Origin of the sequence: Aeribacillus pallidus (assembly GCF_050478865.1) — a bacterium.
Taxonomy (GTDB): domain Bacteria; phylum Bacillota; class Bacilli; order Bacillales; family JACDOC01; genus JACDOC01.
Window position 1 is genome coordinate 14,413 of the sequence record NZ_JBCNBW010000021.1, and the last position, 26,157, is coordinate 40,569.

A 26,157-nucleotide genomic window follows, 5' to 3' on the forward strand; every position below is an offset into this window, starting at 1 on the left:
GCAAATCAATGGACGTAAAAGAAGTATTTCTATACGATAAGTTTAGAAGTCATTACACAATTGTTCTAAAAGGAGTTGTAGCATCGTGAGTGAAGAAAAAATTTACGATGTGATCATCGCTGGAGCAGGTCCAGCGGGGATGACAGCAGCTGTATATTCTTCCCGTGCGAATATGTCTACCTTAATGCTTGAACGTGGTGTTCCTGGTGGACAAATGGCCAACACGGAAGATGTTGAAAACTATCCAGGGTTTGACCATATTCTTGGACCGGAGTTATCCAATAAAATGTTCGAGCATGCGAAAAAATTCGGTGCGGAATATGCGTACGGCGATGTAAAAGAAATTGAAGATCACGGAGACTATAAAGTGGTCAAAACAGGTACCAAAGAATATAAAGCCCGTGCGGTGATTATCGCTACAGGTGCGGAGTATAAAAAACTAGGTGTACCTGGCGAAAGTGAATTAGGCGGCCGTGGAGTTTCCTACTGTGCGGTTTGTGACGGCGCATTCTTTAAAGGAAAAAACCTTGTAGTTGTGGGCGGGGGTGACTCAGCGGTAGAAGAAGGAGTCTATTTAACACGTTTCGCTAATAAAGTAACGATCGTTCACCGTCGTGATGAACTACGTGCGCAAAAAATTTTACAACAACGTGCGTTTGAAAATGAGAAAGTCGACTTCATTTGGAGTCATACAGTGAAGCAAATTAACGAAAAAGATGGAAAAGTTGGCAGTGTAACGCTTGTATCCACAAAAACAGGAGAAGAGCGCGAATTTGAAACAGATGGTGTCTTCATTTATATTGGTATGGTTCCATTAACAAAACCGTTCGAAAACTTGGGCATTACGAACGAGAATGGATACATTGAAACTAATGAACGAATGGAGACGAAAGTACCAGGTATTTTTGCGGCAGGAGACGTCCGTGAAAAATCGTTACGCCAAATTGTCACAGCGACAGGTGATGGAAGTATCGCTGCGCAAAGTGCTCAACATTATGTAGAAGAGCTCAAAGAGAAAATAAAAAGCCGTGCCTAATCATCGTCAGTTTCTTTCCTTGTTTAAAAGGCTATGTAGACGATAATGTTGATATTTATACATTTCGCTTGTGGCGGGCGCTTTCCGCGGGCAAGCCGCAAGCCGCTTCCCTCGCTACGCTCAAGTAACGGTCTTGCGGCTTCTTGTTCCCGCTGGAGTCGCCGCCTTTCGCTTAGTTATGTTAGGGTAGAGCCTTTTAAAAAGAAAGGGACATAAAGGGGTCAAGATTCAACAATTTTTTTAAAAACCGTAACGGTCATTTAAACCTGTTGTAACAGTGGTGAAATAAAATTTAGGTAACATAGAAATGAAATTGACCCCCTTTTTCATATATTCCAACCTTTGACACAGGAACCTACCTGTGTCTTTTCTTTTTGTCTACTTTTTCGAGAAGGGATGTTCGTTCATTGTAGCGAATTAAAAAAACATTGTATAATAAAATGAAGTATATGTTCTCTTATATTATTGAGGTGAAAAAATGCAACGAGTAACCAATTGCGTATTTGTCAAAGATGATCAAATATTATTGATTCAAAAGCCGAAACGTGGATGGTGGTCTGCTCCAGGCGGAAAAATGGAGCCAGGTGAATCTATTCGTGAAGCGTGCATTCGTGAATTCCGGGAAGAGACGGGAATCTATGTGAAAAACCCGCAAGTAAAAGGGATTTTCACGTTTATTATAAAAGATGGGCATGAAATGGTCTCTGAGTGGATGATGTTTACGTTTTTAGCGAAAGAAGGAGACGGTGTAAACGTAAAGGAAACGGAAGAAGGAACGATTCATTGGCATTCGATTGACAAACTAAAAGAATTGCCAATGGCTGAAGGGGATTATCATATCCTTGATTATGTGCTCCACGGAAAAGGAATCCTTTACGGAACGTTTACATATTCTCCAGATTTTGAATTAATATCGTATCGACTTGATCCAAGCTGATGAAAGCCAGCAAGGGGGGAATCTTTCAATGAGTACGGGTTCTGTAAGCGATGTTCAATTAGTCATTATTACCGGGATGTCAGGAGCAGGAAAAACGGTTGCCATTCAAAGCTTTGAAGATCTTGGTTTTTTCTGTGTCGATAATTTACCGCCGACTTTGTTACCGAAGTTTCTGGAATTGATGAAAGACTCGGGAAGTAAAATGAACAAAGTGGCGATTGTGATGGACCTAAGAGGTCGAGAATTTTTTGACCATCTATTTAAAGCCCTGGATGACTTGGCAGAAACGTCCTGGGTAACCCCACAAATTTTGTTCTTAGACGCGGAAGACTCGGTGCTCGTTCGCCGTTATAAAGAAACGCGCCGTTCACACCCATTAGCTCCATCCGGCCTCCCCCTTGAAGGAATTCGTCAAGAACGGAAGCTGTTGGAAGAGCTAAAAGGAAGAGCGCAACTTATTTTTAATACATCACATATGAAGCCGCGGGAGCTTCGGGAAAAAATTTTAACTCAGTTTTCGGTGAATAAGCGTTCTATTTTTACGGTAAACGTCATGTCGTTTGGTTTTAAACATGGTCTTCCTATTGATGCCGATTTAGTATTTGACGTTCGTTTTTTACCAAACCCGCATTATATTGAGCATATGCGCCCGAAAACAGGATTAGATGCAGAAGTGTATGAATATGTCATGAAATGGAACGAGACGCAAAAATTTTTAGAGAAAACGATCGACTTATTAACGTTCATGCTCCCACATTATAAACGAGAAGGGAAAAGTCAACTCGTTATTGCTATCGGCTGTACCGGTGGACAACACCGTTCCGTTGCCTTAACAGAGTACATTGGCAAGTATTTTGAAAACGACTATCATACACGTATTACCCATCGGGATATTGAGAAAAGAAAGGAAAAAACAACATGACCATACATCAACAACCCCGAGTGGTCGTAATCGGTGGAGGGACTGGCTTGCCGGTTCTTTTACGCGGATTAAAAAAATATCCCATTGATATAACGGCGATTGTAACGGTAGCGGATGATGGAGGGAGTTCAGGAAGGTTACGAAATGAATTAGATATTCCCCCTCCTGGAGATGTACGTAACGTCTTAGCGGCGTTATCAGATGTCGAGCCGCTAATCGAGCAATTATTTCAGCACCGATTTAAAACAGCGAACGAATTATCGGGCCACTCGCTAGGTAATTTAATTATTGCTGCTTTAACGTCAATTACTGGTGATTTTGTCCGAGCGATTCAAGAAATGAGTCGAGTGTTAAATGTGAGCGGAAAGGTGCTCCCTGCAGCTAATCAAAGCGTTGTTTTACACGCAGAGATGGAAGATGGGACCGTTGTTTCGGGTGAATCAAAAATTCCGTTTTCAGGTAAGCGTATTCGCCGTGTGTTTTTAACACCTGAACATATTGAGCCCCTTCCGGAAACGTTAGATGCGATTCGAACAGCTGACTTGATCGTTATCGGACCGGGAAGTTTATATACGAGCATCTTGCCGAACTTACTTGTTCCGAAAATTGGTGAAGAGGTGTGCCGGGCGAAGGCGAAAAAAGTATATATCTGTAACTTAATGACACAAGCAGGCGAAACGCTTGATTTTACTGCAAGCGACCATGTAAGAGCGATCTATGATCATTTTCAACAACCGTTTATTGATACGATTTTAGTGAACAACGAAGAAGTTCCTTTAGACATTCAAGAACGGTATAAAGAAGAAATGGCCAAACCGGTTTATTTCGATATCGAACGATTAACGGATCTTGGCCTAGATGTCATTTATGATGAAATTATGACGTATGAAGATGGAGTTATACGACATGATACAGATAAAGTCTCGGAAATTCTTTACTCCCTATTAATGGAAAGTAAAAATACGTAATGATGTCGGTTGCTTGGAATGGAGGTGAAGGGGGATGTCGTTCGCATCTGAAACGAAAAAAGAATTAACGAATCTCGAAGTGAAGCTTTGTTGTGCTCGGTCAGAATTGTCGGCATTAATTCGCATGAACGGCTCATTATCATTTTCTAATCGCTTACTGATTGTCAACATCCAAACGGAAAATGCGGCTATTGCGCGAAGAATTTATACGCTTATTAAGAGAATTTATCAAACTCCTGTCGAATTGCTTGTTCGGAAAAAGATGAGATTAAAAAAGAACAATGTTTATATTGTTCGGTTAAAAGAAAATGCCCGTGACATACTAGAAGATTTAAAAATTCTCGGAGAAGGATTTACCTTTATACACGATATATCCGCAGAGCTCGTGAAGAAAAAGTGTTGTAAACGTTCTTACTTGCGCGGTGCTTTTTTAGCGGGAGGTTCCGTTAACAATCCAGAAACGTCTTCCTATCATTTAGAGGTGTTCTCTCAATATAAAGATCATAATGATTCATTATGTGATTTAATGAACACATTCGGTTTAAACGCTAAAACGTTAGAACGGAAGAAAGGGTTTATTACGTATTTAAAAGAAGCAGAAAAAATTACCGAGTTTTTAAATATTATCGGTGCACACAATGCGCTACTTCGCTTTGAAGATGTACGTATTGTACGCGATATGCGTAACTCCGTCAATCGGCTCGTAAATTGTGAGACGGCCAATTTGAATAAAACGATTGGTGCTGCCTTACGCCAAGTGGAAAACATTCGCTATATTGACCAAACGATTGGATTAGACGCATTACCGGATAAATTGAGAGAGATTGCGGAGCTTCGAATTGCCTACCAAGACGTGACATTAAAAGAACTCGGTGAAATGGTAAGTGGTGGAAAAATAAGTAAATCTGGAATCAATCACCGATTACGAAAAATCGATGAAATTGCTGAAAAACTTCGTGCAGGAGAACCGATTAATCAGTTGAAATAATATTTATTAATAATTTCGATAGGGGGAGGGGAAAAGATATGCTCGAGAGACAAGTGGAAGTAAAGTTAAAAACTGGTCTTCAAGCGCGGCCCGCAGCCCGGTTTGTTCAAGAAGCGAATCGCTTTGCAGCTGATGTTTTTTTAGAAAAAGACGGCAAAAAGGTGAACGGTAAAAGTATCATGGGCTTAATGAGTCTAGCCATCAGTTCGGGTACGACGATTACGATTATGACAGACGGCCGAGATGAACAAGAAGCAATGGATGTCCTCACCGCGTTTGTTAGTCGAGAAGAGTAAAACTCGCATAATGGAATGCGAGTTTTTTTATTTAGGCGCGCCCAGCAAAGCTGTTATCTGCTAGTTGGTTAAGTCCAACCCGAGTGAAATTAGCGAGTTAGACAAGAACGAAAGCCAAAGGAAGAAGAACGTCGGAAAGCCGTATGAGGGTAAACCTCACGTACGGTTTGATGAGGGAAGCTGAGAGTAAAAGAGACAGCATAAGCTGTCCCTTTGAAATCAGTTTTTTACTCTACTAGGTAAAAAGAACAACCATATTACATGTTAACAAGACATGTGTTCCCAAAAAGAAACGTACGAGGATGGTGAATCAGTCCTCGTACGTTTTTTCATCGATTATTTAGATAAAGAGTTTCTTGTAATAATATGGTCGATTAAACCGTAATCTTTCGCTTTTTCAGCCGTCATAAAGTTGTCGCGCTCTGTATCACGCTCGATTACTTCGAGCGGCTGACCAGTGCGTTCAGATAGAATGTGGTTCAATTTATCGCGTAAGAAGAGAATACGTTTAGCAGCAATTTCAATTTCCGTCGCTTGACCTTGAGCTCCACCAAGCGGTTGGTGAATCATCACTTCACTGTTCGGTAACGCGTAACGTTTTCCTTTTGTACCAGCAGCTAAAAGGAACGCACCCATGGATGCGGCCATACCGATACAAATGGTTTGAACGTCTGGTTTAATGAATTGCATTGTATCATAAATCGCCATACCAGCTGTAATGCTTCCGCCAGGGCTGTTAATATAAATGGAGATGTCTTTTTCTGGGTTTTCTGCTTCTAAAAAGAGTAATTGAGCAACAATGGAGTTCGCTACATTGTCATCAATCGGACTACCTAACATAATGATACGGTCTTTTAATAAACGTGAATAAATGTCATACGCACGTTCCCCGCGATTGGTTTGCTCAATAACAGTTGGAATTAAGTTCATTCCTTCATCCTCCTTTGTACGAAAAAATCATTATTCACCGTGGTGTTTGACAGATGTTGAGAAAAACTTACGTACTGTAATCATACACCGATGGTCAATAAAGGTCAAACAAATTACTCAGCAGAGATAAAAAACAATTACGTATACCATCATACCCAAAAATCTATTTATTAAAACAGAAACATTGTTGCAAAAAGAATGACTCATCAGTATAATAGATAGTGCACGTTAGTTTTATTATATGCCCTCGTGGTGTAATGGATAACACGCAAGATTCCGGTTCTTGAAATGTGGGTTCGATTCCTGCCGAGGGCGTTTGATTCATTGGAATCCTCTTGCCAATCGCAAGGGGATTTTCTTTTATTTCACGAAAGAAAATTTAATTTTTCTAAATATTCAGAGTATAATTACAATAACCCATTCGTACGTACGAAAGTATTTTCCATACAGCTTTTGATGAATTTTTTGTACAATGAATGAAGGGGGGAGTGCAATGAATTTAAAAGTTGGATTATGGCAACAACAGACGGTCAAATTAGCGCTGACGCAAGAATTGACCCAAGCCATTACCTTATTACAATATTCCGTGCAAGAGCTGACTTCGTTTTTAGAATCAAAAGCAATGGAAAACCCACTGATTCAATTGGAAACACCAAATATTCGTGTCATGGACCCCCGCTATGATTATGTGAAAAAACGTAAAACGGTAAAAAATGATGATGAAAAAAGCTGGCTCGAACAAATTGCGGCCAAGTCCAATTCATTTGTCGATTATGTAAATGCACAGCTAACTTTGAAAACGTTCACAAAAAAGGAACGGCGAATTATTGACCATATTATATATAATTTAGATCGGAACGGATATTTAACAGCTTCTACGAGAGAAATTGCGAATATGTGTCAAGCGACCGAAGATGAAGTCGAAGCGTGTATTGCCACCGTACAAGGGTTAGAGCCTGCTGGTATTGCAGCACGGAGTTTACAAGAATGTTTGTATTTACAGTTAGAGCGAAAAGAAAATGTACCGAGAATCGCTTTGGAGATTATTCGCGATCATTTTGAAGATTTCGCCGAGAAACGGTGGCGACAACTTTCTAAAGAGCTCCAAATCGAGGTCAAAGACATTCAAGAAGTAGCTGATATCATCCAAACACTGACGCCAAGGCCTGGGGCATCTTTTTATGAAGAGAATCCGTCTTATATTGTTCCAGATTTAATTGTTCGGTTGGCTGAAGATGGAGAAGTAGAGGTCTCTCTTTTCGATGATTTACTGCCAAAGCTGCGCTTCCACCAAGAGTATTACGATGAAATGACACGCTATGAAGATCGCCAAGTCAATCAATTTTTAAAAGAAAAGTCGAACGACTATCACTGGATCATGAAAAGTTTAGAACACCGTCAAGAAACATTATTTAAAGTTGGGTTAAAAATTGTAGAAAAACAAAAAGACTTCTTTTTAAAAGGGCCGAAACATCTCGCGCCTTTAACGATGAAAGATATCTCTGAGGAGCTAAACATTCATGAATCTACGGTTAGTCGTGCGGTACGGGAAAAATATATGCAAACACCATATGGTACCTTTGAATTAAAACACTTTTTTACTAGTTCCTTACAAACAAATAATGCCGAGACAGCTTCTTCTGCCACTGTGAAAAACTTAATTCAAGAATGGGTTGATCAAGAAGATAAACGAAAACCGTTATCTGATCAACAAATCGCCAATCGATTAAAAGAGTACGGAATCATTGTGTCAAGAAGGACAGTGGCGAAATATCGAGACCAACTCGGTATCCCATCGTCGGCGAAACGAAAACGATTTGATTAGTTAGGAGTTTGAGATATGGAAGTTGTATTATACACACGGCAACAATGCCACCTATGCGAAGAAGCAAAACAAGTATTAAAGATACTACAAGGCGATTACTCGTTCGACATACGTGAAGTGGATATTGATGAAAGCGATGAGTTAACAGAACAGTTTGGGATGATGATTCCAGTGGTGGAAATCGAAGGGGAAATTGTCCAATATGGGCAAATTGATTTATGGACAATTAGTAATCGCTTACAACAAAAAAGCTGACTTTCTCTTGTTGAATCGCTTATTCAACCCTGCTAAAATAAAGATGTAGCAGGGGTTATTTTTTTACCGTCGGTGGGACATAATACGTCTATACGGGACAAAAAATGTCCCTCGACCTAGTAAGGGTGAAGAATATGCTGCAACTACTTGATTTACAAAAAAGATTATTACCCGACCTTCTTGATATTATGCAAAAGCGGTATCACATTTTAAAAACGATTCACATATTGCAACCCGTTGGACGCCGAACATTAGCCCAAACGTTAGGATTTACCGAGCGGGTGTTACGAAGTGAAGTTGAGTTTTTAAAAGAACAAAATTTAATTGACATTAAAACAACGGGAATGAGTCTGACGACTGAAGGTGTCAACATTCTCGAAAAATTAGAAGGCATGATGCGAGAAGTTTCGGGAATAAATGAAATGGAGAAGCAATTAAAACTTCGGTTCGGCGTGAAAGAAGTTGTCATTGTCGACGGCAACAGTGATGAAACGCCATGGGTAAAAGAAGAGCTTGGTAGAGCTTGTATTGAAAGCATGAAAAAGCGATTGGCAGAGAAAAATATCATTGCTGTCACTGGTGGAACGACGATGGCCGCTGTTGCAGAACAGTTGACCCCTGACTTTTTAAAAGGTGAATTATTATTTGTTCCGGCACGCGGTGGTATTGGCGAAGATGTAAAAAATCAAGCCAATACAATCTGTGCCAAGATGGCTGAGCATACGGGAGCTTCTCATAAAGTGTTATACGTTCCCGATCAGGTAAGTAAGGAAGTATACGAATCTTTTATTAAAGAACCGGCGATTAAAGAAGTGATCCACTTAATTACGTCCGCTAACATGGTTCTTCACGGAATTGGAGATGCGATTACGATGGCGAAGCGACGTAAAACAAGTCCGGAAGATTTGGACAAAATTAAAAAAAGTGGAGCTGTCGGCGAAGCGTTCGGTTACTACTTTGATGAAGACGGAGAAGTTGTTCATCGGGTGCAGACGGTAGGCATTCAATTAAAAGATTTGGACCGGGTAGAACACGTTTTCGCCGTAGCTGGTGGAAGCTCAAAAGCAAAAGCCATTCAAGCGTATATGAAACGGGCACCACGTTCGACGATTTTAATTACGGACGAAGGAGCTGCTCGTGAATTACTAAAAATGAAAAACAGTAAATAAAGGTTGTTTTCCTATCTCATCATCCCACTCCATACTCGAAAACAACCTTTAAAATATACCTTTACACATATAAAAGGAGGACTCTTCAAATGGCAGTAAAAATTGGTATCAATGGTTTTGGTCGAATTGGTCGTAACGTATTCCGTGCAGCACTTAAAAACCCTAACGTAGAAGTAGTAGCTGTAAACGACTTAACAGATGCAAACATGCTTGCTCATCTTTTAAAATACGACTCTGTTCACGGTAAATTAGAAGAGGAAGTTTCTGTTGACGGTGAATATCTCATCGTTGGCGGTAAAAAAATTAAAGTATTAGCAGAACGCGACCCAGCTCAACTTGGTTGGGGCGAACTTGGTGTAGAAGTTGTTGTTGAATCTACTGGTCGCTTCACAAAACGTGAAGATGCAGCAAAACACCTTGAAGCTGGCGCGAAAAAAGTGATTATCTCCGCTCCTGCAAAAGATGAAGATATCACAATCGTTATGGGTGTTAACGAAGACAAATACGACCCAGCAAACCATCACGTGATTTCTAATGCATCTTGTACAACAAACTGCTTAGCGCCATTCGCGAAAGTACTTCACGAAAAATTCGGTATTAAGCGCGGTATGATGACTACTGTACACGCGTACACAAACGACCAACAAATCTTAGACTTACCGCATAAAGACTATCGTCGTGCGCGTGCAGCTGGCGAGTCTATCATCCCTACAACAACTGGTGCAGCAAAAGCAGTAGCGCTCGTATTACCTGAATTAAAAGGTAAATTAAACGGTATGGCGATGCGTGTTCCAACTCCAAACGTTTCTGTAGTAGACTTAGTAGCTGAGCTTGAAAAAGAAGTAACTGCTGAAGAAGTAAATGCAGCTCTTAGAGAAGCAGCTGAGGGCGAATTAAAAGGAATTTTAGCATATAGCGAAGAACCACTTGTTTCTCGCGACTACAACGGTAATACAGCTTCTTCAACAATCGATGCGCTTTCTACAATGGTTATCGATAACAACATGGTAAAAGTTGTTTCTTGGTATGACAACGAAACTGGTTACTCTAACCGTGTAGTAGACTTAGTTGACTACATCGCTCAAAAGGGCCTTTAATAAAAACAAATTCAATAAAGTGTTACACTATTTAATAAAAAGTTAACAAATGTGACATCATTTTTAGATGGAAATGATGGATAAATTATGTCCCAGCATCTATAATAGAGTTGGGATGGAAGGGGAGTAGGGGGGAGTGCCCTCTCCCCGTTTTTCACTTATCAAAGTCCTTCAATGGAAACAAGGAGGTCCTTTTTGATGAACAAAAAAACGGTAAAAGATATTGAACTAAAAGGAAAACGAGTGTTTTGCCGCGTAGATTTTAACGTGCCGATGAAAGACGGTGCGGTTACTGACGACACACGTATTCGGGCGGCTCTACCAACCATTCAATACTTAAAAGAACAAGGGGCGAAAGTCATTTTAGCGAGCCACTTAGGACGCCCAAAAGGACAAGTTGTTGAAGAGTTACGCTTAACTCCAGTGGCTGAGCGCTTACAAGAGCTTCTTGGTGCCCCTGTAGTGAAAGTCGACGAAGCATATGGGGAAGCAGTTCAAGCGAAAATCGCTGAAATGAATGAAGGAGACGTCATGCTTTTAGAAAACGTCCGCTTCTATCCTGGTGAAGAGAAAAATGATCCAGAGTTAGCGAAAGCGTTCGCTGAGCTTGCGGATGTTTATGTGAACGACGCGTTCGGTGCGGCTCACCGTGCTCATGCTTCTACTGAAGGTATTGCAAAACACCTTCCAGCTGTCGCTGGGTTCTTAATGGAAAAAGAATTAAGCGTGTTAGGAAATGCGTTATCAAATCCAGAGCGTCCATTTACAGCGATTATTGGTGGCGCCAAAGTAAAAGATAAAATTGGTGTTATTGAAAACTTATTAGACAAAGTGGACAACTTAATCATCGGCGGTGGATTAGCTTATACGTTCGTAAAAGCAAAGGGGTACGAAATCGGTAAATCCCTATTAGAAGAAGATAAAATTGAATTAGCGAAAGAATTTATGAAAAAAGCTGAAGAAAAAGGCGTTAACTTCTATATGCCTCAAGATGTGATCGTCGCTGATGATTTCTCTGAAACAGCGAACACGAAAGCGGTATCCATTGAAGAGATTCCTGCAGATTGGGAAGCGCTTGATATCGGTCCGAAAACGCGTGAACTATACAGCCAAGTGATCAATGAATCCAAACTAGTGATTTGGAACGGTCCAATGGGTGTATTTGAAATGGACCAATTCGCGAACGGAACAAAAGCAGTTGCCGAAGCGTTAGCTAAAGCAGAAGGTACGTATTCGGTTATCGGTGGTGGTGACTCCGCAGCAGCTGTTGAAAAGTTTGGCTTAGCGGATCAAATGAGCCATATTTCTACTGGTGGCGGTGCTTCTCTTGAGTTTATGGAAGGAAAAGCTTTACCAGGTGTAGTGGCATTAGATGATAAATAATCCGCTCAATTGGTAAAGAAATGAATGAAAGGGGGAAGCAAGATGCGTAAACCAATTATTGCTGGTAACTGGAAGATGCACAAAACGTTAAGCGAAGCAAAAGCTTTTGCAGAAGAAGTAAAAGGTCTCGTTCCACCGAAAGAGCGTGTGGATTCTGTCATTTGTGCCCCAGCAATCTTTTTAGAGCGTCTTGTAGAAGTGACGAAAGAATATGATGTCGAAATTGGTGCACAAAACATGCACTTTGAAGAAAGCGGTGCATTTACAGGAGAAATTAGTCCGAAAGCGCTCCAAGATTTAGGTGTAACTTACGTGATTTTAGGGCATTCTGAGCGTCGTGAAATGTTTAACGAAACAGATGACGCTGTTAATAAAAAAGTATTAGCTGCATTTAAATATGATTTAACGCCGATTGTGTGCGTTGGTGAAACGTTAGAACAACGTGAAAATGGCGCAACAAAGCAAGTGGTTGAAGACCAAGTGAAAAAAGCATTAACAGGCTTAACAAACGAACAAGCTAAACAAGTCGTGATCGCTTACGAACCAATTTGGGCGATTGGTACAGGTAAGTCTTCTACAGCGGAAGACGCGAATGATGTATGTGCCCATATCCGTCAAGTGATCGCAGACAACTTCTCTCAACAAGTGGCAGATGCTGTACGAATTCAATACGGTGGCAGCGTAAAGCCAGCGAATATTAAAGAGTTCTTATCACAACCAGATATTGATGGTGCATTAGTTGGTGGCGCTAGCTTAGATCCAAAATCGTTCTTGCAACTATTGGAGGCAGGTAATAATGAGTAAAGCACCTACAGCTTTGATTATTTTAGACGGTTTTGCTTTACGTGATGAAGTAAAAGGAAATGCCGTCGCTCAAGCAAAAAAGCCAAATTTTGATCGTTTCTGGAATAAATATCCTCATACAACGTTAAAAGCGTCTGGAGAAGCCGTTGGATTACCAGAAGGTCAAATGGGGAACTCTGAAGTTGGTCACTTAAATATTGGTGCAGGACGAATTGTGTATCAAAGTTTAACACGCGTGAACATTGCGATCCGCGAAGGAGAATTCGATAAAAATGAAACGTTCCTGCAAGCGATGAATCATGTAAAAGAAAAAGGCACGAACTTACACATTTTTGGCTTGCTTTCTGACGGTGGCGTACATAGCCATATTGACCACCTATTTGCTCTTTTAAAACTTGCGGCAAAAGAAGGCGTTCAAAACGTCTATGTGCACGCGTTCTTAGATGGTCGCGATGTCGGTCCACAAACGGCAAAAACGTACATTCAGCAAACGGAAGAGAAAATGAAAGAGTACGGTGTCGGAAAGTTTGCGACTATTTCTGGCCGTTATTATTCCATGGACCGTGACAAACGTTGGGAACGCGTGGAAAAATCATACCGAGCAATGGTATATGGTGAAGGTCCGAAATATACGAACCCGATCGACTGTATCGAAGATTCCTACCAAAACGGAATCTATGATGAGTTCGTCATCCCATCCGTCATCACAGACGAACAAGGCGATCCAGTAGCAACAATCAAAGACGAAGATGCTGTCATTTTCTACAACTTCCGTCCAGACCGGGCGATTCAAATTTCCAACACATTTACTAACGAAGATTTTCGTTCGTTTGATCGCGGACCGAAGCATCCGAAAAACTTATTCTTTGTTTGCTTAACGCATTTTAGTGAAACAGTAAAAGGGTATGTGGCATTTAAGCCAACGAACTTGGATAATACGCTTGGAGAAGTCATTTCTCAAAACGGTTTAACGCAACTTCGTATTGCGGAAACTGAAAAATATCCGCACGTCACCTTCTTTATGAGCGGTGGCCGTGAAGAGCCGTTCCCTGGCGAAGAACGAATTTTAATCGACTCACCAAAAGTCGCGACTTACGATTTAAAACCGGAAATGAGCGCCTATGAAGTGACCGAAGCGCTGTTAAAAGAAATCGAAGCCGACAAACACGATGCGATTATTTTAAACTTTGCGAACCCAGATATGGTGGGTCATTCCGGTAAGCTAGAGCCGACGATTAAAGCGGTTGAAGCGGTTGATGAATGCCTTGGTAAAGTCGTAGATGCGATTTTAGCAAAAGGCGGCGTTGCAATTATTACTGCTGACCACGGAAACGCTGATGAAGTGGTCACACTTGAAGGAAAACCAATGACGGCGCATACAACCAACCCAGTTCCAGTCATTGTGACAAAAGAAGGCATTGAATTGCGTGAAGGCGGTATTTTGGGTGACTTAGCGCCAACGATGCTTGACCTATTAGGATTAGAACAACCAAAAGAAATGACAGGACAGTCATTAATTAAAAAATAAAAAGGAGAGATGAACATGCCATTCATTACAGAAGTTTATGCTCGTGAAGTACTAGATTCACGTGGTAACCCAACAGTTGAAGTTGAAGTTTACACTCAATCTGGTGCATTTGGTCGTGCCCTTGTGCCAAGCGGTGCATCTACTGGTGAATACGAAGCGGTAGAACTTCGTGACGGAGATAAAAGCCGTTATTTAGGAAAAGGTGTTCTAAAAGCGGTTGAAAACGTAAACGAAGTTATCGCTCCAGAAATCGTTGGTTTTGATGTAACAGACCAAGTAGGTATCGACAAAGCGTTAATCGAGCTTGATGGTACAGAAAATAAAGGAAAACTAGGTGCGAACGCGATCCTTGGAGTATCCATGGCAGTTGCGCGCGCTGCAGCTGACTACTTAGGTGTTGAGCTGTATCAATACTTAGGTGGATTCAACGCAAAACAACTTCCTGTACCAATGATGAACATCTTAAACGGTGGTGCTCACGCAGATAACAACGTGGACATCCAAGAGTTCATGATCATGCCTGTTGGTGCACCAAACTTCCGTGAAGCGCTTCGTATGGGCGCAGAAATCTTCCACAACTTAAAAGCAGTATTGAAAGAAAAAGGTTACAACACTGCAGTTGGTGACGAAGGTGGATTTGCTCCAAACTTAAAATCGAATGAAGAAGCGCTTCAAACAATCATCGAAGCGATTGAACGTGCTGGTTATAAGCCTGGCGAAGAGGTAATGCTAGCGATGGACGTAGCCTCTTCTGAGCTTTACAACAAAGAAGACGGTAAATATCACCTTGCTGGCGAAGGCGTTGTCAAAACGTCTGAAGAAATGGTTGACTGGTATGAAGAGCTTGTTTCTAAATACCCAATCATCTCTATTGAAGACGGTCTAGATGAAAACGATTGGGACGGTCACAAACTCCTAACTGAGCGCATTGGTCACAAAGTACAACTTGTTGGTGACGACTTATTCGTAACAAATACGAAGAAACTTGCAGAAGGTATTGAAAAAGGTGTAGGAAACGCAATCCTTATCAAAGTGAACCAAATTGGTACACTTACTGAAACATTCGATGCGATTGAAATGGCAAAACGTGCTGGCTATACAGCTGTTATCTCTCACCGCTCTGGTGAAACAGAAGACAGCACAATTGCGGATATTGCGGTGGCAACAAACGCTGGTCAAATCAAAACAGGTGCACCATCTCGTACAGACCGCGTAGCGAAATACAACCAATTACTTCGCATTGAAGACCAATTAGCAGACACTGCGCAATACCTTGGTATTAAAGCTTTCTATAACTTAAAGAAATAATCGGTTTAACCGGTGAATGAGGCACACAAGATGTTAAAATCATCTTGTGTGCTTTTTGTTTAATTTGAATATCTGGATCGAAATTTTTAACTTCTCTTCCGGATACTTTCCGTTTGAACAATTTACTTTATGTTTGGCACAAATTACTTTCAGTTCTGTAAATTTTACTTTATGTTTGGCACAAATTACTTTCAGTTCCGCAAATTTTACTTTCTGTTTGATTTAGCCGACAAATGTCAACAAACAGTCACGGATTAAAGTCTCGTAAGGTTGGCAGATTTTGTTGAGAAAAAGTTTGAATTGTGTTACATTAAAAGTATTGTGATGTTCGTTGCAGGAGGTGGGACTAATGCATACATTCTTAATCGTCTTATTGGTCATCGTATCCATCGCCCTTATTGCGGTCGTTTTATTACAATCAGGAAAAAGTGCTGGACTTTCTGGTGCCATCTCTGGAGGCGCAGAACAGCTTTTCGGTAAGCAAAAAGCGCGCGGAATTGATTTAGTACTTCATCGAATTACGATTGTTTTATCCGTTCTATTTTTTGTATTAACGATTGCTGTGACGTATTTTTCATTGTAAAAACACACAATGGATATCCTGACCACATTCGGTCAGGTTTTTCTTTTTTATCGTGAGAAAATTTGAGCAATTGTGAGAAAATAAACCATAACGAAAGGAGTTTTTGTCATGAAAAAAGTCGCACCAAAACCGTTTACGTTTGAAAGCGGTCCTCGTGCCGTTTTACTTCTACATGGATTTACTGGCAGCTCTGCCGATGTTCGTATGCTTGGTCGCTTTTTAGAAAAAAAAGGATATACGTGCCATGCGCCACAATACAAAGGTCATGGCGTGCCACCAGAAGAATTAGTACATACGGGACCGGAAGATTGGTGGCAAGACGTCATGGAAGGATACGAGTTTTTAAAGAGCAAAGGATATGAAGAAATTGCGGTCGCAGGATTATCACTCGGAGGGGTATTTTCGTTAAAATTAGGTTACACTGTACCTGTAAAGGGAATTATTCCAATGTGTGCCCCGATGTACATTAAAAGCGAAGAGGTGATGTACGAAGGGGTGCTAGCGTATGCTCGTGAATATAAAAAGTTTGAAGGAAAATCACCAGAGCAAATAGAACAAGAAATGGAAGAGTTTAAGAAAACACCGATGAAAACGCTAAAGGCATTACAGCAATTAATTGCCGACGTACGTCAAAATGTCGATATGATTTATGCACCAACGTTTGTCGTACAAGCTCGTCACGATAACATGATTAATACGGATAGTGCCAATATTATATATAACGAGGTCGAGTCGGACGTGAAGGAGCTGAAATGGTACGAAGAGTCTGGACACGTCATTACGCTCGACAAAGAAAAGGAACAACTACACGAAGATATTTATCAATTTTTAGAACGTCTTGATTGGAACGTGTAGGGGAAATAAAGGAGGAATTTTCCATGGAGAATAAATTAAAGCAGCACGTTGAAAAGCTTCTTCATTATATGAAGGACGAAGCGTATAAGCCGCTCACCGTTCAAGAACTAGAAGAAGCTTTTGGCATAGAAGATTCGGCTGCGTTTAAAGAATTTGTCAAGGCACTCGTATATATGGAAGAGAAGGGGTTAGTGGTTCGGACGAGAAGCAATCGGTACGGATTGCCGGAAAAAATGAATTTAATCCGTGGTAAACTGACAGGACATGCGAAAGGATTTGCTTTTGTCGTGCCGGACGATCCAAATTTAGATGATATATTTATTCCTCCGAATGAGACGAACGATGCCATGCACGGGGACCATGTGCTCGTTCGTGTTTCTAGCGAAAGCTCCGGGGCACGCCGCGAAGGTACGGTCGTCCGCATCCTAGAGCGTGGCATAAAAGAAGTCGTTGGTACGTATACCGAAAGTAAATACTTTGGGTTTGTCATTCCGGACGATAAAAAGCTCGCTAGTGATATTTTTATCCCGAAAAATGCGAATATGGGTGCGGTCGAAGGCCATAAAGTGGTCGTAAAAATTACCACCTACCCAGAAGGTCGAAAAAGTGCAGAGGGAGAAGTTATTAAAATATTAGGACATAAAAACGATCCTGGGGTAGACATTTTATCGATTATTCATAAACATGGGTTACCGCAAGCATTTCCGGACGATGTGATGAAACAAGCAAATGAGACGCCAGATACGATTTCTGAAGAGGAAATTGCCAATCGTCGGGATTTACGTAATGAAATGATTGTGACAATTGACGGAGCTGATGCAAAAGACTTAGACGATGCGGTAACGGTCAAAAAGTTAGAGAACGGAAACTATAAGCTCGGCGTTCATATTGCGGATGTAAGTTACTACGTCAAAGAAGGCTCGCCTATTGATAGGGAAGCGTTTGAACGAGGAACGAGCGTTTATTTAGTCGACCGTGTGATTCCGATGATTCCACACCGCTTATCGAACGGTATTTGTTCATTAAATCCAAAGGTCGATCGGCTTACGCTTTCTTGTGAAATGGAAATCAATCCACAAGGTGAAGTAATTCATCACGAAATTTTCCAAAGTGTCATTAAAACAACGGAACGGATGACGTATTCCGATGTGAATAAAATTTTAGTCGACAAAGACGAAGAACTGCGTAAAAAATATGAACCGCTCGTACCGATGTTCGAATTAATGGAAGAGCTAGCTTCCATTCTTCGAGACAAGCGAATGAAACGCGGTGCGATTGATTTTGATTTTAAAGAAGCGAAAATCATTGTGAATGAAGAAGGAAAACCAACCGATGTCGTTATTCGGGAACGATCAGTTGCCGAACGTCTCATTGAAGAGTTTATGTTAATTGCGAACGAGACGGTGGCTGAACATTTTCATTGGTTGGACGTTCCGTTCATCTACAGGATCCACGAAGACCCGAAAGAAGACAAGTTGCACCGGTTCTTTGAATTTATTACGAATTTCGGCCTTGTTGTTAAAGGAACAGCCAACTCGGTGCATCCACGCGCGTTACAGGAAATTCTAGAAGCGGTGGAAGGAAAACCGGAAGAAATGGTCGTTTCGACGGTGATGCTTCGTTCCATGCAGCAAGCGAAGTATGACCCAGAAAGCGTAGGCCACTTCGGGTTATCAACCGATTTTTATACCCACTTTACGTCACCAATTCGTCGCTATCCAGACTTAATTGTCCATCGTCTCATTCGGACGTATTTAATTGAAGGAAAAATGGATGAAGCAACCCGGGCGAAATGGGAGCAACAACTTCCAGAAATAGCGCAACATTCGTCCCAAATGGAACGAAGGGCGGTTGATGCGGAACGCGAAACAGACGAGCTGAAAAAAGCGGAATTTATGGAAGATAAAATTGGTCAAGAGTTTGAAGGTATTATTAGCTCCGTCACGAATTTCGGTATGTTTGTGGAACTGCCAAATACCATCGAAGGGCTTGTTCACGTCAGCTATATGACGGACGATTTTTACCGTTACGATGAACGCCACTATGCGATGATTGGAGAACGAACAGGTAACGTCTTCCGGATTGGTGATGAAATTACCGTTCGAGTTATCAATGTGAATAAAGAAGAACGGTCGATTGATTTTGAAATCGTCGGAATGAAAATCAATCGGAAAAAAGAGCGCAATGAAGAATTACGCGTTGTGAAAGCTAAAGAAAAGAAGAAAAAGCAAGGAAAAGAAGAGAAGAAGTCAAAAAAAGAGAAAAAGAAACAAAAATTTTACGAGCAAATTCCGAATAGTAAGCGAAGTAAAAAACGAAGAAAGAAAGGATAACAAGAGGTTAGAGGTTTTTACTTCTAACCTCCTCCTTTCCTGTGTATAATAGTAGGCGATGCGGTAAGAAGGGGGATTTGTGATGCCAAAGGGAGCAGGAAAAGTGATTGCGCAGAACAAAAAAGCCCATCACGATTATTTTATCGAAGAAACGTACGAAGCCGGAATTGTTCTTCAAGGGACGGAGATTAAGTCGATTCGTGCGGGGCGTGTCAACTTAAAAGACGCGTTTGCGAAAATTCAAAAAGGGGAAGTATTTTTACACAACATGCACATTAGTCCGTACGAACAAGGAAACCGTTACAATCATGATCCATTGCGCACACGAAAATTATTACTTCACCGAAAAGAAATAAATAAGTTAATCGGGGAAACGAAGGAAAAAGGATATTCTCTTGTTCCTTTGAAGTTATATATCAAAGATGGATATGCGAAAGTGTTAATCGGCCTTGCGAAGGGTAAGAAAAAATACGACAAACGTGAAGACTTGAAGAAAAAAGCCGCCCAACGCGAAATCGAAAAAGCATTCAAAGAGCGTCAGCGTGGGTAATAACAGTATTTAACAATTGCAAAACTGGCTTCATGTGATATAATATTAATTGTCTTCACTCATGAAGCCAAGCACTTAAGTTTCATTTACCTCGTCTCTAACACGGGGACGTTACGGATTCGACAGGGGTAGATCGAGCTTAAGTTGCGAGCCGGAGGGATCGTCTCCGTCATCAACGTCACCTAAATATAACTGGCAAAGAAAACTACGCTTTAGCTGCTTAATTAACGCAGCTAGCTCCTCCTTCCATCGCCCATGTGGAAGTGTAGGGGTTCAACCAAGTGGGCTACGCCGGATTCCGCCGCCTGAGGATGAAGGAAGAGACCAATCAGGCTAGCTGGTCGGACGCCTGTCGGTAGGCAGAAGATGCAGCGAAAAATAATATACCGACTACGCTCGTAGACGCTTAAGTGGCGATATCTCTGGACGTGGGTTCGACTCCCACCGTCTCCACCAAAATACATAATTGGTGGTAACTTACGATATTGTTACTTGAAGCATAATTTTGCCGAAACGGCAACGATATGCTTCCAAATACTAACGGCAATAATATACTTCAAAACAGAAAAGTACCTCGTTTTAATGAACCATAACCCGAATTATGGACACTAAATAAAAAAGTGCCCTAATTCGGGTTTTTTATGTCTTTAGATGCAAAACCCGTTAATAAAGGCATTAGATGAACGGAGGATAACCATTAACAGGAAGTTATGTTCGGAGTTTTAAATAAAAGAATTGGAGAAGAACCCTCATGTGGTGCGTGGGTTCGGAACGTTTTATTACGTTTGCCCCAACCTTTAAAGTAAAAGCAGTGAAGGAGTATCAGAACGTCAAACTTACCAAATCTTATATCCGGAAAAAAAAGTAGTGGCAGCAACTATTTCGAATGTTTAGGTTTTATAAATTACATTATTAATCCTTAATACACCAGTCTTTGGCAAGGATATGCTTCAAAGTGTGGCAAAAATATGGTTTAAGTTACAGATATGATCAAGGACTTACCGATAGCGGTGAGTCCTTTTTGATTTTCTAGAGTATATATTACTTCTCTATCTAAGGCAGCTTTTTGTATTAAAATGAATTAACCATGGAAGGTAAAAATATAAATACAAAATAGAAAAGGAGGCGCACCTATTGGCAACGCCTCCTGTATAATTAGTTTTCTAAGAAATATTTTTCAATATCGTCTAACATTAAGTTAGCTGCTAATACACCACCAGCTGTATTCCAAATGGTATCGCTTACTTTGTATACTTTTCCTTGTTTAGCCACATTTAAGTTTTGGAATAATGGATCGTTAATCCAATCTTCTTCAACCTTTAAGGCTTCCCCGTCACCAGTTTCATAAGTGAAGTAGAAGAGAATGTCCCCATCCATTGCCGGGATGCGTTCTTTTGTTACGCCTTTTTCTGCAAAGTCATTAACGTCTTGTGATTCCGGGCGGGCAAAGCCTAATTGATCTAAAATCACGCCAGAGAAAGAGTCTTTATGGTAAATACGTACGTCACCAGCCAAGAAGCGTACGATGGAGACTTTCATATTTAATTTATCTCCTAATTTTTCCTTTAATTCTTCAATACGATTGTTATATGCATTCATAACCTCTTGGCCTTTTTCTTCTTTATTAACAGCTTTTGCATATAGCATAAAGTTTTCTTTCCAGTCGCCTTTTAATGTTTCGGCAAAAACAGTTGGAGCAATGGTACTTAATTGCTCATAAATTTGCTCTTGACGTAACTTGTTCCCAATAATTAAATCTGGTTTTAATGCTGCGATCGCTTCTAAGTTAGGTTCGCTCTCTGTACCAACATCTTTTACGCCTTCCATTTGATCTTTAATATGGTCATACCAAGGGTCTCCAGTCCATGATTGAACCGCACCAATCGGTTTCACACCTAATGCTAATAAAGCTTCCGTTCCTTCGTTTGTTAAAATAACGACACGCTCTGGTGTACCTTTAATTTCTGTAGTATCCATCGCATGCTCAACTGTGTAAGCAGTTGATTCTTCCGATTTTGCTTCATCTTTATTAGACTCCGTCTCTTCTTTTTGAGCGCCGCCGCAACCGGCAAGTACGAAGAGAAGAGCAAAAACAAGGGATGCTAAAAAAGTAAATTTATTTTGTTTATGCATTATGTATTCCCTCCATCATGTGATAATAATTTTCATTTACGAATATGATAATACTGCTAATGAGAATCATTGTCAATATAAAAATGAAAATGATTTTCAATATTATTGACATTGATAGTCATTATTACATAGACTTAAAGTTGGAAACTTAATAATTAAAGGAGAAGCTATCAAACATGGTTCTGAATACTACTAGGAGACGAACCGCAGGGTTGATCATTTTTTCTTTCTTATTAATAGGTTTTATGTGTATGAGCATTGTCTATGGCTATACCGATACAAGCTGGAAAACAGCTATTGAAGCTTTTACCAATCCTAATGGCTCGAACGAGCATATTATCATTGAAACCGTACGGCTGCCAAGAGCACTGATTGCCGCCGCTGTTGGTGCGAGTTTGGCAATAGCGGGTGCGCTTATGCAAGCTCTGACGAAAAATCCACTTGCTTCACCAGGATTATTCGGGATAAATGCGGGTGCAGGTTTTTTCATTGTATTATTTGTAAGTATATTTCATGTTAGTTCCTTACAACTGTTCACTTGGCTTGCATTTCTTGGTGCTGCGCTTGCGTCATTAATTGTATTTATCATTGGTTCCATCGGACGTGAGGGAATGACGCCGCTAAAGTTGACATTAGCTGGAGCTGCTGTAGCAGCATTATTTTCTTCCTTAACACAAGGTTTGTTAGTAGCAAATGAGACAGCGCTGGAGCAAGTGTTATTTTGGCTTGCAGGTTCCGTTTCTGGCAGAAAGCTTGAAATGTTAGTACCAGTAATACCATATTTGCTAATTGGATGGATTGCCTCTTTTGCTTTTGCACGAAAGGTGAACGTATTGACGATGGGCGATGATGTGGCAAAAGGGCTGGGGCAACGGACCGAGCTCGTTAAACTTGGGATCACTCTAATAGTAGTTTTATTAGCAGGGGGGGCTGTAGCAGTAGCCGGACCAATCGGATTTATCGGTATCGTTGTTCCTCATCTAGCTCGAGCATTAGTCGGAATTGATCATCGCTGGCTGCTTCCATATTGTGGTCTTCTAGGAGGAATTTTATTAATCGCAGCAGATATTGCGGCACGATACATCATTATGCCTCAGGAAGTGCCGGTTGGGGTAATGACGGCATTTATCGGAACTCCATTTTTCATTTATATTGCCCGTAGGGGGATATTAGCAAAATGAGAAAGTATATACCGTTTCGATTGGGAAATACCATTTCATTTTTAATAGATAAAAAAGCATTAATTACTAGTTTCCTATTATTATTAGGTGTGTTAGTAACATTTATCATTAGTACAGGCAGCGGAGAAATGTATATTTCACCGTTAAAAGTGGTGAAGACGTTATTTGGAAATGGGTCAGAAATGGAACAAATTGTCATATATTCATTTCGATTGCCACGAATCGTAACTGCTCTTTTAGTTGGAATGTCCTTAGCGGTAGCTGGTGCGATACTGCAGGGAATGATTCGCAATCCATTAGCTTCACCAGATATTCTTGGGATGACTGCAGGAGCCTCCCTATTGGTAGTTCTCTTCTTTGCGATTTTTAGTGATAAAAATAATTCTTTGACCATCAGTATACATTGGCTGCCGCTTGGAGCATTTATCGGCGCTACCATTGCCGCTATACTTGTATATATTCTTGCTTGGAAAAACGGGATTGTTCCGATGCGGCTTGTCTTAATCGGAATTGGTATAACTGCATTAATGCAAGCAGGTACAACCCTTTTTATGATACTGGGCCCGATCTATCGCGCAAGCCAAGCGAATATTTGGATTACCGGCACTGTATACGGAGCCACATGGAAAAATATTGCTATATTAGCGCCGTGGACGATTCTTCTTTTACTTATTAGTTTTGTTTCTGCAAGAAAGCTGAACATTCAAGAGCTGGGAGATGAAATTGCGTTAGGAGCAGGTGTGTTGCTTCAAAGACAAAGAGTTTTCTTATTATTGTTGAGTACGGCATTAACGGGCGGTGCAGTCGCTTTTGCAGGAGGAATCGGCTTTGTCGGTCTTATGGCACCTCACATGGCGAGGAGACTAGTAGGTTCATCGTTTGGGGCGTTGTTGCCTGTTTCCGCTCTTCTCGGTGCCATATTGGTAATGGCAGCTGATTTATTTGGGCGTACTTTATTTGCACCATTGGAAATCCCGGCTGGTGTATTTACTGCGGCTATCGGCGCTCCATACTTTATTTATTTGCTTTATAAAAGCAGAAATTCATAGCGAGGTGCAAAACAAATGGATGCTTTGGAAACGAAATCTCTTACATTGTCCTATGGAAATACGATCATCATTAATGAGCTCGACTTAAAAATTCCTAAAGGGGAAATCACCGTCTTTATTGGCGGAAATGGATGCGGTAAATCGACATTGCTTCGTTCGTTAGCTCGACTTTTGAAGCCGATGAATGGCACCGTTCTGTTAGAGGGCAAAGCGATAAGTAAATTATCAACGAGAGAAGTAGCGAAGAAATTGGCCATTCTTCCACAATCTCCTACAGCTCCAGAAGGATTGACGGTGCTGCAGCTTGTTAAACAAGGACGTTATCCATATCAGAACTGGTTTAAACAATGGTCGGAAGATGACGAGAAAAAGGTACAATTTGCATTAGAAGTAACGGGTATGAAGGAATTGGCTGAACGACAAGTCGACTCGCTTTCTGGAGGACAACGCCAACGTGCTTGGATTGCCATGACTCTTGCACAAGATACAGACATTATTTTATTAGATGAACCAACTACTTATTTAGATATGACACATCAAATCGAAATTCTTGATCTGTTATTTGAGCTAAACGAAAAAGAAAAGCGAACGATTATCATGGTGCTTCATGATTTAAATCTCGCTTGTCGTTATGCACATCATATTGTTGCGATTCGTGATAAAAAAATCTATGCTCAAGGCAAGCCTGAAGATATTATTACTTGTCAATTAGTAAAAGACGTATTTCAAATGGACTGCCAAGTGACGCATGATCCGCTCTTTGGTACACCGTTATGTATTCCGTATGGCAGAGGAAGATGTATTTTACAAAAGGAAGGCGTTTCATAGTGCTTATTTCAGAACAAGAAATAAAAGAACTAAAAAAATATCGTCTTTCGACCGATCGAAGTGATTCAGTATTATCTGTTCGCGCCGATCAATTGATGAAACAAGACTCGTTGGCTGCATACTTAAGAATGGTGCAACAAAAAATAGATATTCCGAATTTACCTACCACAGCATCCATGTTGATGAAACGCTATAGCTTTTTAGTTGTCATGACACTTTATGCGATGTCCATCTGGGATAAACGGCTACATATTCAACCAGAGAATGTATGGTTAGAAATGGATGATGAATCAGAAAAATGGCTGCCTACATTTCGACTTGACAAGTTAGAATGCAGCCAGCTAGACTCCGATCGACAACAATGGCGCTGTGAAACAATCCGGATTCTCTTTGCAAATCATATACATCCTCTGATTGAACTTCTCTTTCAGACAACAAAGCTGTCTAAGCTCATACTCTGGGAAAATGTAGCCATCTATGTTTTCTGGTTGTATGAAACCCTTTTAGCAGATGAACAATATACTCATATGACTGAAAAGCTTCTTGAAGACTTTCATTTTGTCATTCAAGAGGCACGAGGAGAACTTTTTGGGGGATATCAAAACAATCCATTGTCACGTTTTTGGAAAGACAAAACTTTTTCAATCCCCCACCAAAAAAACATTCGTATTCGTACAACCTGTTGTTTGTACTATCAAACAACTAAAGATGGCTCTCGTTGTTTATCTTGTCCGCTTCAGTGTAAATCCTAAAATGTTAAACATTCTAAGGTTGATGATTTAAATCGTATATGTATATTTAGTCATCAGCACTTTTTTTCACACCTGCTTTTCCGTTGCAGATAGCCATCTTCCAAATTTAACTCTCTATTTAACAAAAGTTCCATCTCTTCCAAATCTTCTCGTAACACAACCGGGTCTTTGTCTGACCAGTTTACTTGATAGACAAAGTAGTAATCTTTAATGGGTCTAAAAACAACAACCGAATGAGGAAATTTGGAAAAATGTGCTTTAATATTGTATTTTCTTGTATGCGTCCAATCTAACAATTCCATATCATCACCTATGTACATTTGTAGAGAATTTTTTGAGCCGATGCAAGTAAAATTTGTTTTTATTAATTGTAGGTATGTAGATTCAAAGAAAAAAGGACTCTCTTTTGTTCGCCCATTGACTGACAAAAGAGAGTCCTTTTCTTAA

Annotated in this window: 24 protein-coding genes, 1 tRNA gene, 1 other RNA gene and 1 pseudogene; 24 read left to right on the forward strand and 3 right to left on the reverse strand. The window is 40.6% G+C overall.

The window, feature by feature from the left end; all coding sequences use genetic code 11:
* Window positions 1-85 precede the first annotated feature (85 nt).
* The 6 genes from trxB to ABES52_RS05145 all read left to right on the forward strand — a co-directional run bounded on the left by trxB (window position 86) and on the right by ABES52_RS05145 (window position 5,147).
* On the forward strand, window positions 86-1,036 hold the full coding sequence (gene trxB, locus ABES52_RS05120) for a thioredoxin-disulfide reductase (RefSeq protein WP_429649619.1): 951 nt from the start codon (window positions 86-88) through the stop codon (window positions 1,034-1,036).
* Window positions 1,037-1,514: 478 nt separating this feature from the next.
* On the forward strand, window positions 1,515-1,973 hold the full coding sequence (locus tag ABES52_RS05125) for an NUDIX hydrolase (RefSeq protein WP_429649621.1): 459 nt from the start codon (window positions 1,515-1,517) through the stop codon (window positions 1,971-1,973).
* A gap of 28 nt (window positions 1,974-2,001) precedes the next feature.
* Window positions 2,002-2,895 carry an RNase adapter RapZ gene (gene rapZ, locus ABES52_RS05130; RefSeq protein WP_429649623.1) on the forward strand — a complete coding sequence of 298 codons (894 nt, stop codon included), beginning with the start codon at window positions 2,002-2,004 and terminating at the stop codon, window positions 2,893-2,895.
* Window positions 2,892-3,863 carry a gluconeogenesis factor YvcK family protein gene (locus tag ABES52_RS05135; protein ID WP_429649625.1) on the forward strand — a complete coding sequence of 324 codons (972 nt, stop codon included), beginning with the start codon at window positions 2,892-2,894 and terminating at the stop codon, window positions 3,861-3,863. The genes rapZ and ABES52_RS05135 overlap by 4 nt, the downstream gene beginning before the upstream one ends.
* Before the next feature lie 34 nt (window positions 3,864-3,897).
* Window positions 3,898-4,851 (forward strand): DNA-binding protein WhiA, encoded by a 954-nt coding sequence (gene whiA, locus ABES52_RS05140; protein ID WP_429649627.1) that lies wholly within the window; start codon window positions 3,898-3,900, stop codon window positions 4,849-4,851.
* A 38-nt stretch (window positions 4,852-4,889) separates the two neighbouring features.
* Window positions 4,890-5,147 (forward strand): HPr family phosphocarrier protein, encoded by a 258-nt coding sequence (locus tag ABES52_RS05145; protein ID WP_429649629.1) that lies wholly within the window; start codon window positions 4,890-4,892, stop codon window positions 5,145-5,147.
* Window positions 5,148-5,483: 336 nt separating this feature from the next.
* Here the strand turns inward: ABES52_RS05145 and clpP are convergent.
* Window positions 5,484-6,080: pseudogene (gene clpP / locus ABES52_RS05150) on the reverse strand (ATP-dependent Clp endopeptidase proteolytic subunit ClpP); the annotation flags it as partial.
* A gap of 240 nt (window positions 6,081-6,320) precedes the next feature.
* Here clpP and ABES52_RS05155 point away from each other — a divergent pair.
* The 14 genes from ABES52_RS05155 to ssrA all read left to right on the forward strand — a co-directional run bounded on the left by ABES52_RS05155 (window position 6,321) and on the right by ssrA (window position 20,223).
* Window positions 6,321-6,392, forward strand: a tRNA-Arg gene (locus tag ABES52_RS05155).
* Between the two features lie 178 nt (window positions 6,393-6,570).
* Window positions 6,571-7,902, forward strand: a complete 1,332-nt coding sequence (rpoN, locus tag ABES52_RS05160; protein WP_429649631.1) for an RNA polymerase factor sigma-54 — start codon at window positions 6,571-6,573, stop codon at window positions 7,900-7,902.
* A gap of 15 nt (window positions 7,903-7,917) precedes the next feature.
* Complete coding sequence (locus ABES52_RS05165; RefSeq protein WP_429649633.1) at window positions 7,918-8,157, forward strand: glutaredoxin family protein; 240 nt, start codon at window positions 7,918-7,920, stop codon at window positions 8,155-8,157.
* 134 nt (window positions 8,158-8,291) lie between these two features.
* The gene (locus ABES52_RS05170) at window positions 8,292-9,326 is read left to right on the forward strand and encodes a sugar-binding transcriptional regulator (RefSeq protein ID WP_429649635.1); all 1,035 of its coding nucleotides are present in this window, start codon (window positions 8,292-8,294) and stop codon (window positions 9,324-9,326) included.
* Window positions 9,327-9,415: 89 nt separating this feature from the next.
* Window positions 9,416-10,423: a type I glyceraldehyde-3-phosphate dehydrogenase gene (gene gap / locus ABES52_RS05175; RefSeq protein WP_429649637.1), complete on the forward strand. Its 1,008-nt coding sequence runs from the start codon at window positions 9,416-9,418 to the stop codon at window positions 10,421-10,423.
* A gap of 198 nt (window positions 10,424-10,621) precedes the next feature.
* A complete protein-coding gene (locus tag ABES52_RS05180) occupies window positions 10,622-11,806 on the forward strand; it encodes a phosphoglycerate kinase (protein ID WP_429649639.1) in 1,185 nt (394 codons plus the stop codon).
* Window positions 11,807-11,848: 42 nt separating this feature from the next.
* Complete coding sequence (tpiA, locus tag ABES52_RS05185) at window positions 11,849-12,610, forward strand: triose-phosphate isomerase (RefSeq protein ID WP_429649641.1); 762 nt, start codon at window positions 11,849-11,851, stop codon at window positions 12,608-12,610.
* Window positions 12,603-14,138, forward strand: coding sequence for a 2,3-bisphosphoglycerate-independent phosphoglycerate mutase (gpmI, locus tag ABES52_RS05190; protein WP_429649643.1), 1,536 nt, complete (start codon window positions 12,603-12,605; stop codon window positions 14,136-14,138). Before tpiA ends, gpmI begins: the two co-directional genes overlap by 8 nt.
* A 15-nt stretch (window positions 14,139-14,153) precedes the next feature.
* Complete coding sequence (gene eno / locus ABES52_RS05195; RefSeq protein ID WP_429649645.1) at window positions 14,154-15,446, forward strand: phosphopyruvate hydratase; 1,293 nt, start codon at window positions 14,154-14,156, stop codon at window positions 15,444-15,446.
* Window positions 15,447-15,795: 349 nt separating this feature from the next.
* Window positions 15,796-16,029, forward strand: coding sequence for a preprotein translocase subunit SecG (gene secG / locus ABES52_RS05200; RefSeq protein ID WP_429649647.1), 234 nt, complete (start codon window positions 15,796-15,798; stop codon window positions 16,027-16,029).
* Between the two features lie 108 nt (window positions 16,030-16,137).
* Entirely contained in the window at window positions 16,138-16,884 is a 747-nt protein-coding gene (locus tag ABES52_RS05205; RefSeq protein WP_429649649.1) for an alpha/beta hydrolase, read from the forward strand.
* Window positions 16,885-16,907: 23 nt separating this feature from the next.
* Complete coding sequence (gene rnr, locus ABES52_RS05210) at window positions 16,908-19,217, forward strand: ribonuclease R (RefSeq protein WP_429649651.1); 2,310 nt, start codon at window positions 16,908-16,910, stop codon at window positions 19,215-19,217.
* A gap of 82 nt (window positions 19,218-19,299) precedes the next feature.
* Window positions 19,300-19,767, forward strand: coding sequence for an SsrA-binding protein SmpB (gene smpB, locus ABES52_RS05215; RefSeq protein WP_429649653.1), 468 nt, complete (start codon window positions 19,300-19,302; stop codon window positions 19,765-19,767).
* Between the two features lie 104 nt (window positions 19,768-19,871).
* Window positions 19,872-20,223: a transfer-messenger RNA gene (gene ssrA / locus ABES52_RS05220) on the forward strand.
* A 699-nt stretch (window positions 20,224-20,922) separates the two neighbouring features.
* On the opposite strand, the gene ABES52_RS05225 is transcribed toward ssrA, so the two are convergent.
* Entirely contained in the window at window positions 20,923-21,900 is a 978-nt protein-coding gene (locus ABES52_RS05225) for an ABC transporter substrate-binding protein (RefSeq protein WP_429649655.1), read from the reverse strand.
* Window positions 21,901-22,076: 176 nt separating this feature from the next.
* On the opposite strand from ABES52_RS05225, the gene ABES52_RS05230 reads away from it, so the two are divergent.
* From ABES52_RS05230 to ABES52_RS05245, 4 genes are read left to right on the forward strand one after another with little or no spacing between them, the layout of a single operon-like run.
* Window positions 22,077-23,081, forward strand: a complete 1,005-nt coding sequence (locus tag ABES52_RS05230; RefSeq protein WP_429649657.1) for a FecCD family ABC transporter permease — start codon at window positions 22,077-22,079, stop codon at window positions 23,079-23,081.
* The gene (locus tag ABES52_RS05235; RefSeq protein WP_429649659.1) at window positions 23,078-24,130 is read left to right on the forward strand and encodes a FecCD family ABC transporter permease; all 1,053 of its coding nucleotides are present in this window, start codon (window positions 23,078-23,080) and stop codon (window positions 24,128-24,130) included. The genes ABES52_RS05230 and ABES52_RS05235 overlap by 4 nt, the downstream gene beginning before the upstream one ends.
* 15 nt (window positions 24,131-24,145) lie before the next feature.
* The gene (locus ABES52_RS05240; protein ID WP_429649663.1) at window positions 24,146-24,958 is read left to right on the forward strand and encodes an ABC transporter ATP-binding protein; all 813 of its coding nucleotides are present in this window, start codon (window positions 24,146-24,148) and stop codon (window positions 24,956-24,958) included.
* Entirely contained in the window at window positions 24,958-25,710 is a 753-nt protein-coding gene (locus ABES52_RS05245) for an IucA/IucC family C-terminal-domain containing protein (protein ID WP_429649665.1), read from the forward strand. Before ABES52_RS05240 ends, ABES52_RS05245 begins: the two co-directional genes overlap by 1 nt.
* Window positions 25,711-25,763: 53 nt before the next feature.
* Here ABES52_RS05245 and ABES52_RS05250 read toward each other — a convergent pair whose 3' ends face one another.
* The gene (locus tag ABES52_RS05250) at window positions 25,764-26,012 is read right to left on the reverse strand and encodes a protein YuzH (RefSeq protein WP_429649667.1); all 249 of its coding nucleotides are present in this window, start codon (window positions 26,010-26,012) and stop codon (window positions 25,764-25,766) included.
* Window positions 26,013-26,157 lie beyond the last annotated feature (145 nt).

Excerpts from the sequence above, each read along its gene's own strand:
- ABES52_RS05125 (WP_429649621.1), top strand. The coding sequence starts at position 1,515 with ATGCAACGAGTAACCAATTGCGTATTTGTCAAAGATGATCAAATATTA.
- rapZ (WP_429649623.1), top strand. The coding sequence starts at position 2,002 with ATGAGTACGGGTTCTGTAAGCGATGTTCAATTAGTCATTATTACCGGG.
- ABES52_RS05135 (WP_429649625.1), top strand. The coding sequence starts at position 2,892 with ATGACCATACATCAACAACCCCGAGTGGTCGTAATCGGTGGAGGGACT.
- whiA (WP_429649627.1), top strand. The coding sequence starts at position 3,898 with ATGTCGTTCGCATCTGAAACGAAAAAAGAATTAACGAATCTCGAAGTG.
- ABES52_RS05145 (WP_429649629.1), top strand. The coding sequence starts at position 4,890 with ATGCTCGAGAGACAAGTGGAAGTAAAGTTAAAAACTGGTCTTCAAGCG.
- rpoN (WP_429649631.1), top strand. The coding sequence starts at position 6,571 with ATGAATTTAAAAGTTGGATTATGGCAACAACAGACGGTCAAATTAGCG.
- ABES52_RS05165 (WP_429649633.1), top strand. The coding sequence starts at position 7,918 with ATGGAAGTTGTATTATACACACGGCAACAATGCCACCTATGCGAAGAA.
- ABES52_RS05170 (WP_429649635.1), top strand. The coding sequence starts at position 8,292 with ATGCTGCAACTACTTGATTTACAAAAAAGATTATTACCCGACCTTCTT.
- gap (WP_429649637.1), top strand. The coding sequence starts at position 9,416 with ATGGCAGTAAAAATTGGTATCAATGGTTTTGGTCGAATTGGTCGTAAC.
- ABES52_RS05180 (WP_429649639.1), top strand. The coding sequence starts at position 10,622 with ATGAACAAAAAAACGGTAAAAGATATTGAACTAAAAGGAAAACGAGTG.
- tpiA (WP_429649641.1), top strand. The coding sequence starts at position 11,849 with ATGCGTAAACCAATTATTGCTGGTAACTGGAAGATGCACAAAACGTTA.
- gpmI (WP_429649643.1), top strand. The coding sequence starts at position 12,603 with ATGAGTAAAGCACCTACAGCTTTGATTATTTTAGACGGTTTTGCTTTA.
- eno (WP_429649645.1), top strand. The coding sequence starts at position 14,154 with ATGCCATTCATTACAGAAGTTTATGCTCGTGAAGTACTAGATTCACGT.
- secG (WP_429649647.1), top strand. The coding sequence starts at position 15,796 with ATGCATACATTCTTAATCGTCTTATTGGTCATCGTATCCATCGCCCTT.
- ABES52_RS05205 (WP_429649649.1), top strand. The coding sequence starts at position 16,138 with ATGAAAAAAGTCGCACCAAAACCGTTTACGTTTGAAAGCGGTCCTCGT.
- rnr (WP_429649651.1), top strand. The coding sequence starts at position 16,908 with ATGGAGAATAAATTAAAGCAGCACGTTGAAAAGCTTCTTCATTATATG.
- smpB (WP_429649653.1), top strand. The coding sequence starts at position 19,300 with ATGCCAAAGGGAGCAGGAAAAGTGATTGCGCAGAACAAAAAAGCCCAT.
- ABES52_RS05225 (WP_429649655.1), bottom strand. The coding sequence starts at position 21,900 with ATGCATAAACAAAATAAATTTACTTTTTTAGCATCCCTTGTTTTTGCT.
- ABES52_RS05230 (WP_429649657.1), top strand. The coding sequence starts at position 22,077 with ATGGTTCTGAATACTACTAGGAGACGAACCGCAGGGTTGATCATTTTT.
- ABES52_RS05235 (WP_429649659.1), top strand. The coding sequence starts at position 23,078 with ATGAGAAAGTATATACCGTTTCGATTGGGAAATACCATTTCATTTTTA.
- ABES52_RS05240 (WP_429649663.1), top strand. The coding sequence starts at position 24,146 with ATGGATGCTTTGGAAACGAAATCTCTTACATTGTCCTATGGAAATACG.
- ABES52_RS05250 (WP_429649667.1), bottom strand. The coding sequence starts at position 26,012 with ATGGAATTGTTAGATTGGACGCATACAAGAAAATACAATATTAAAGCA.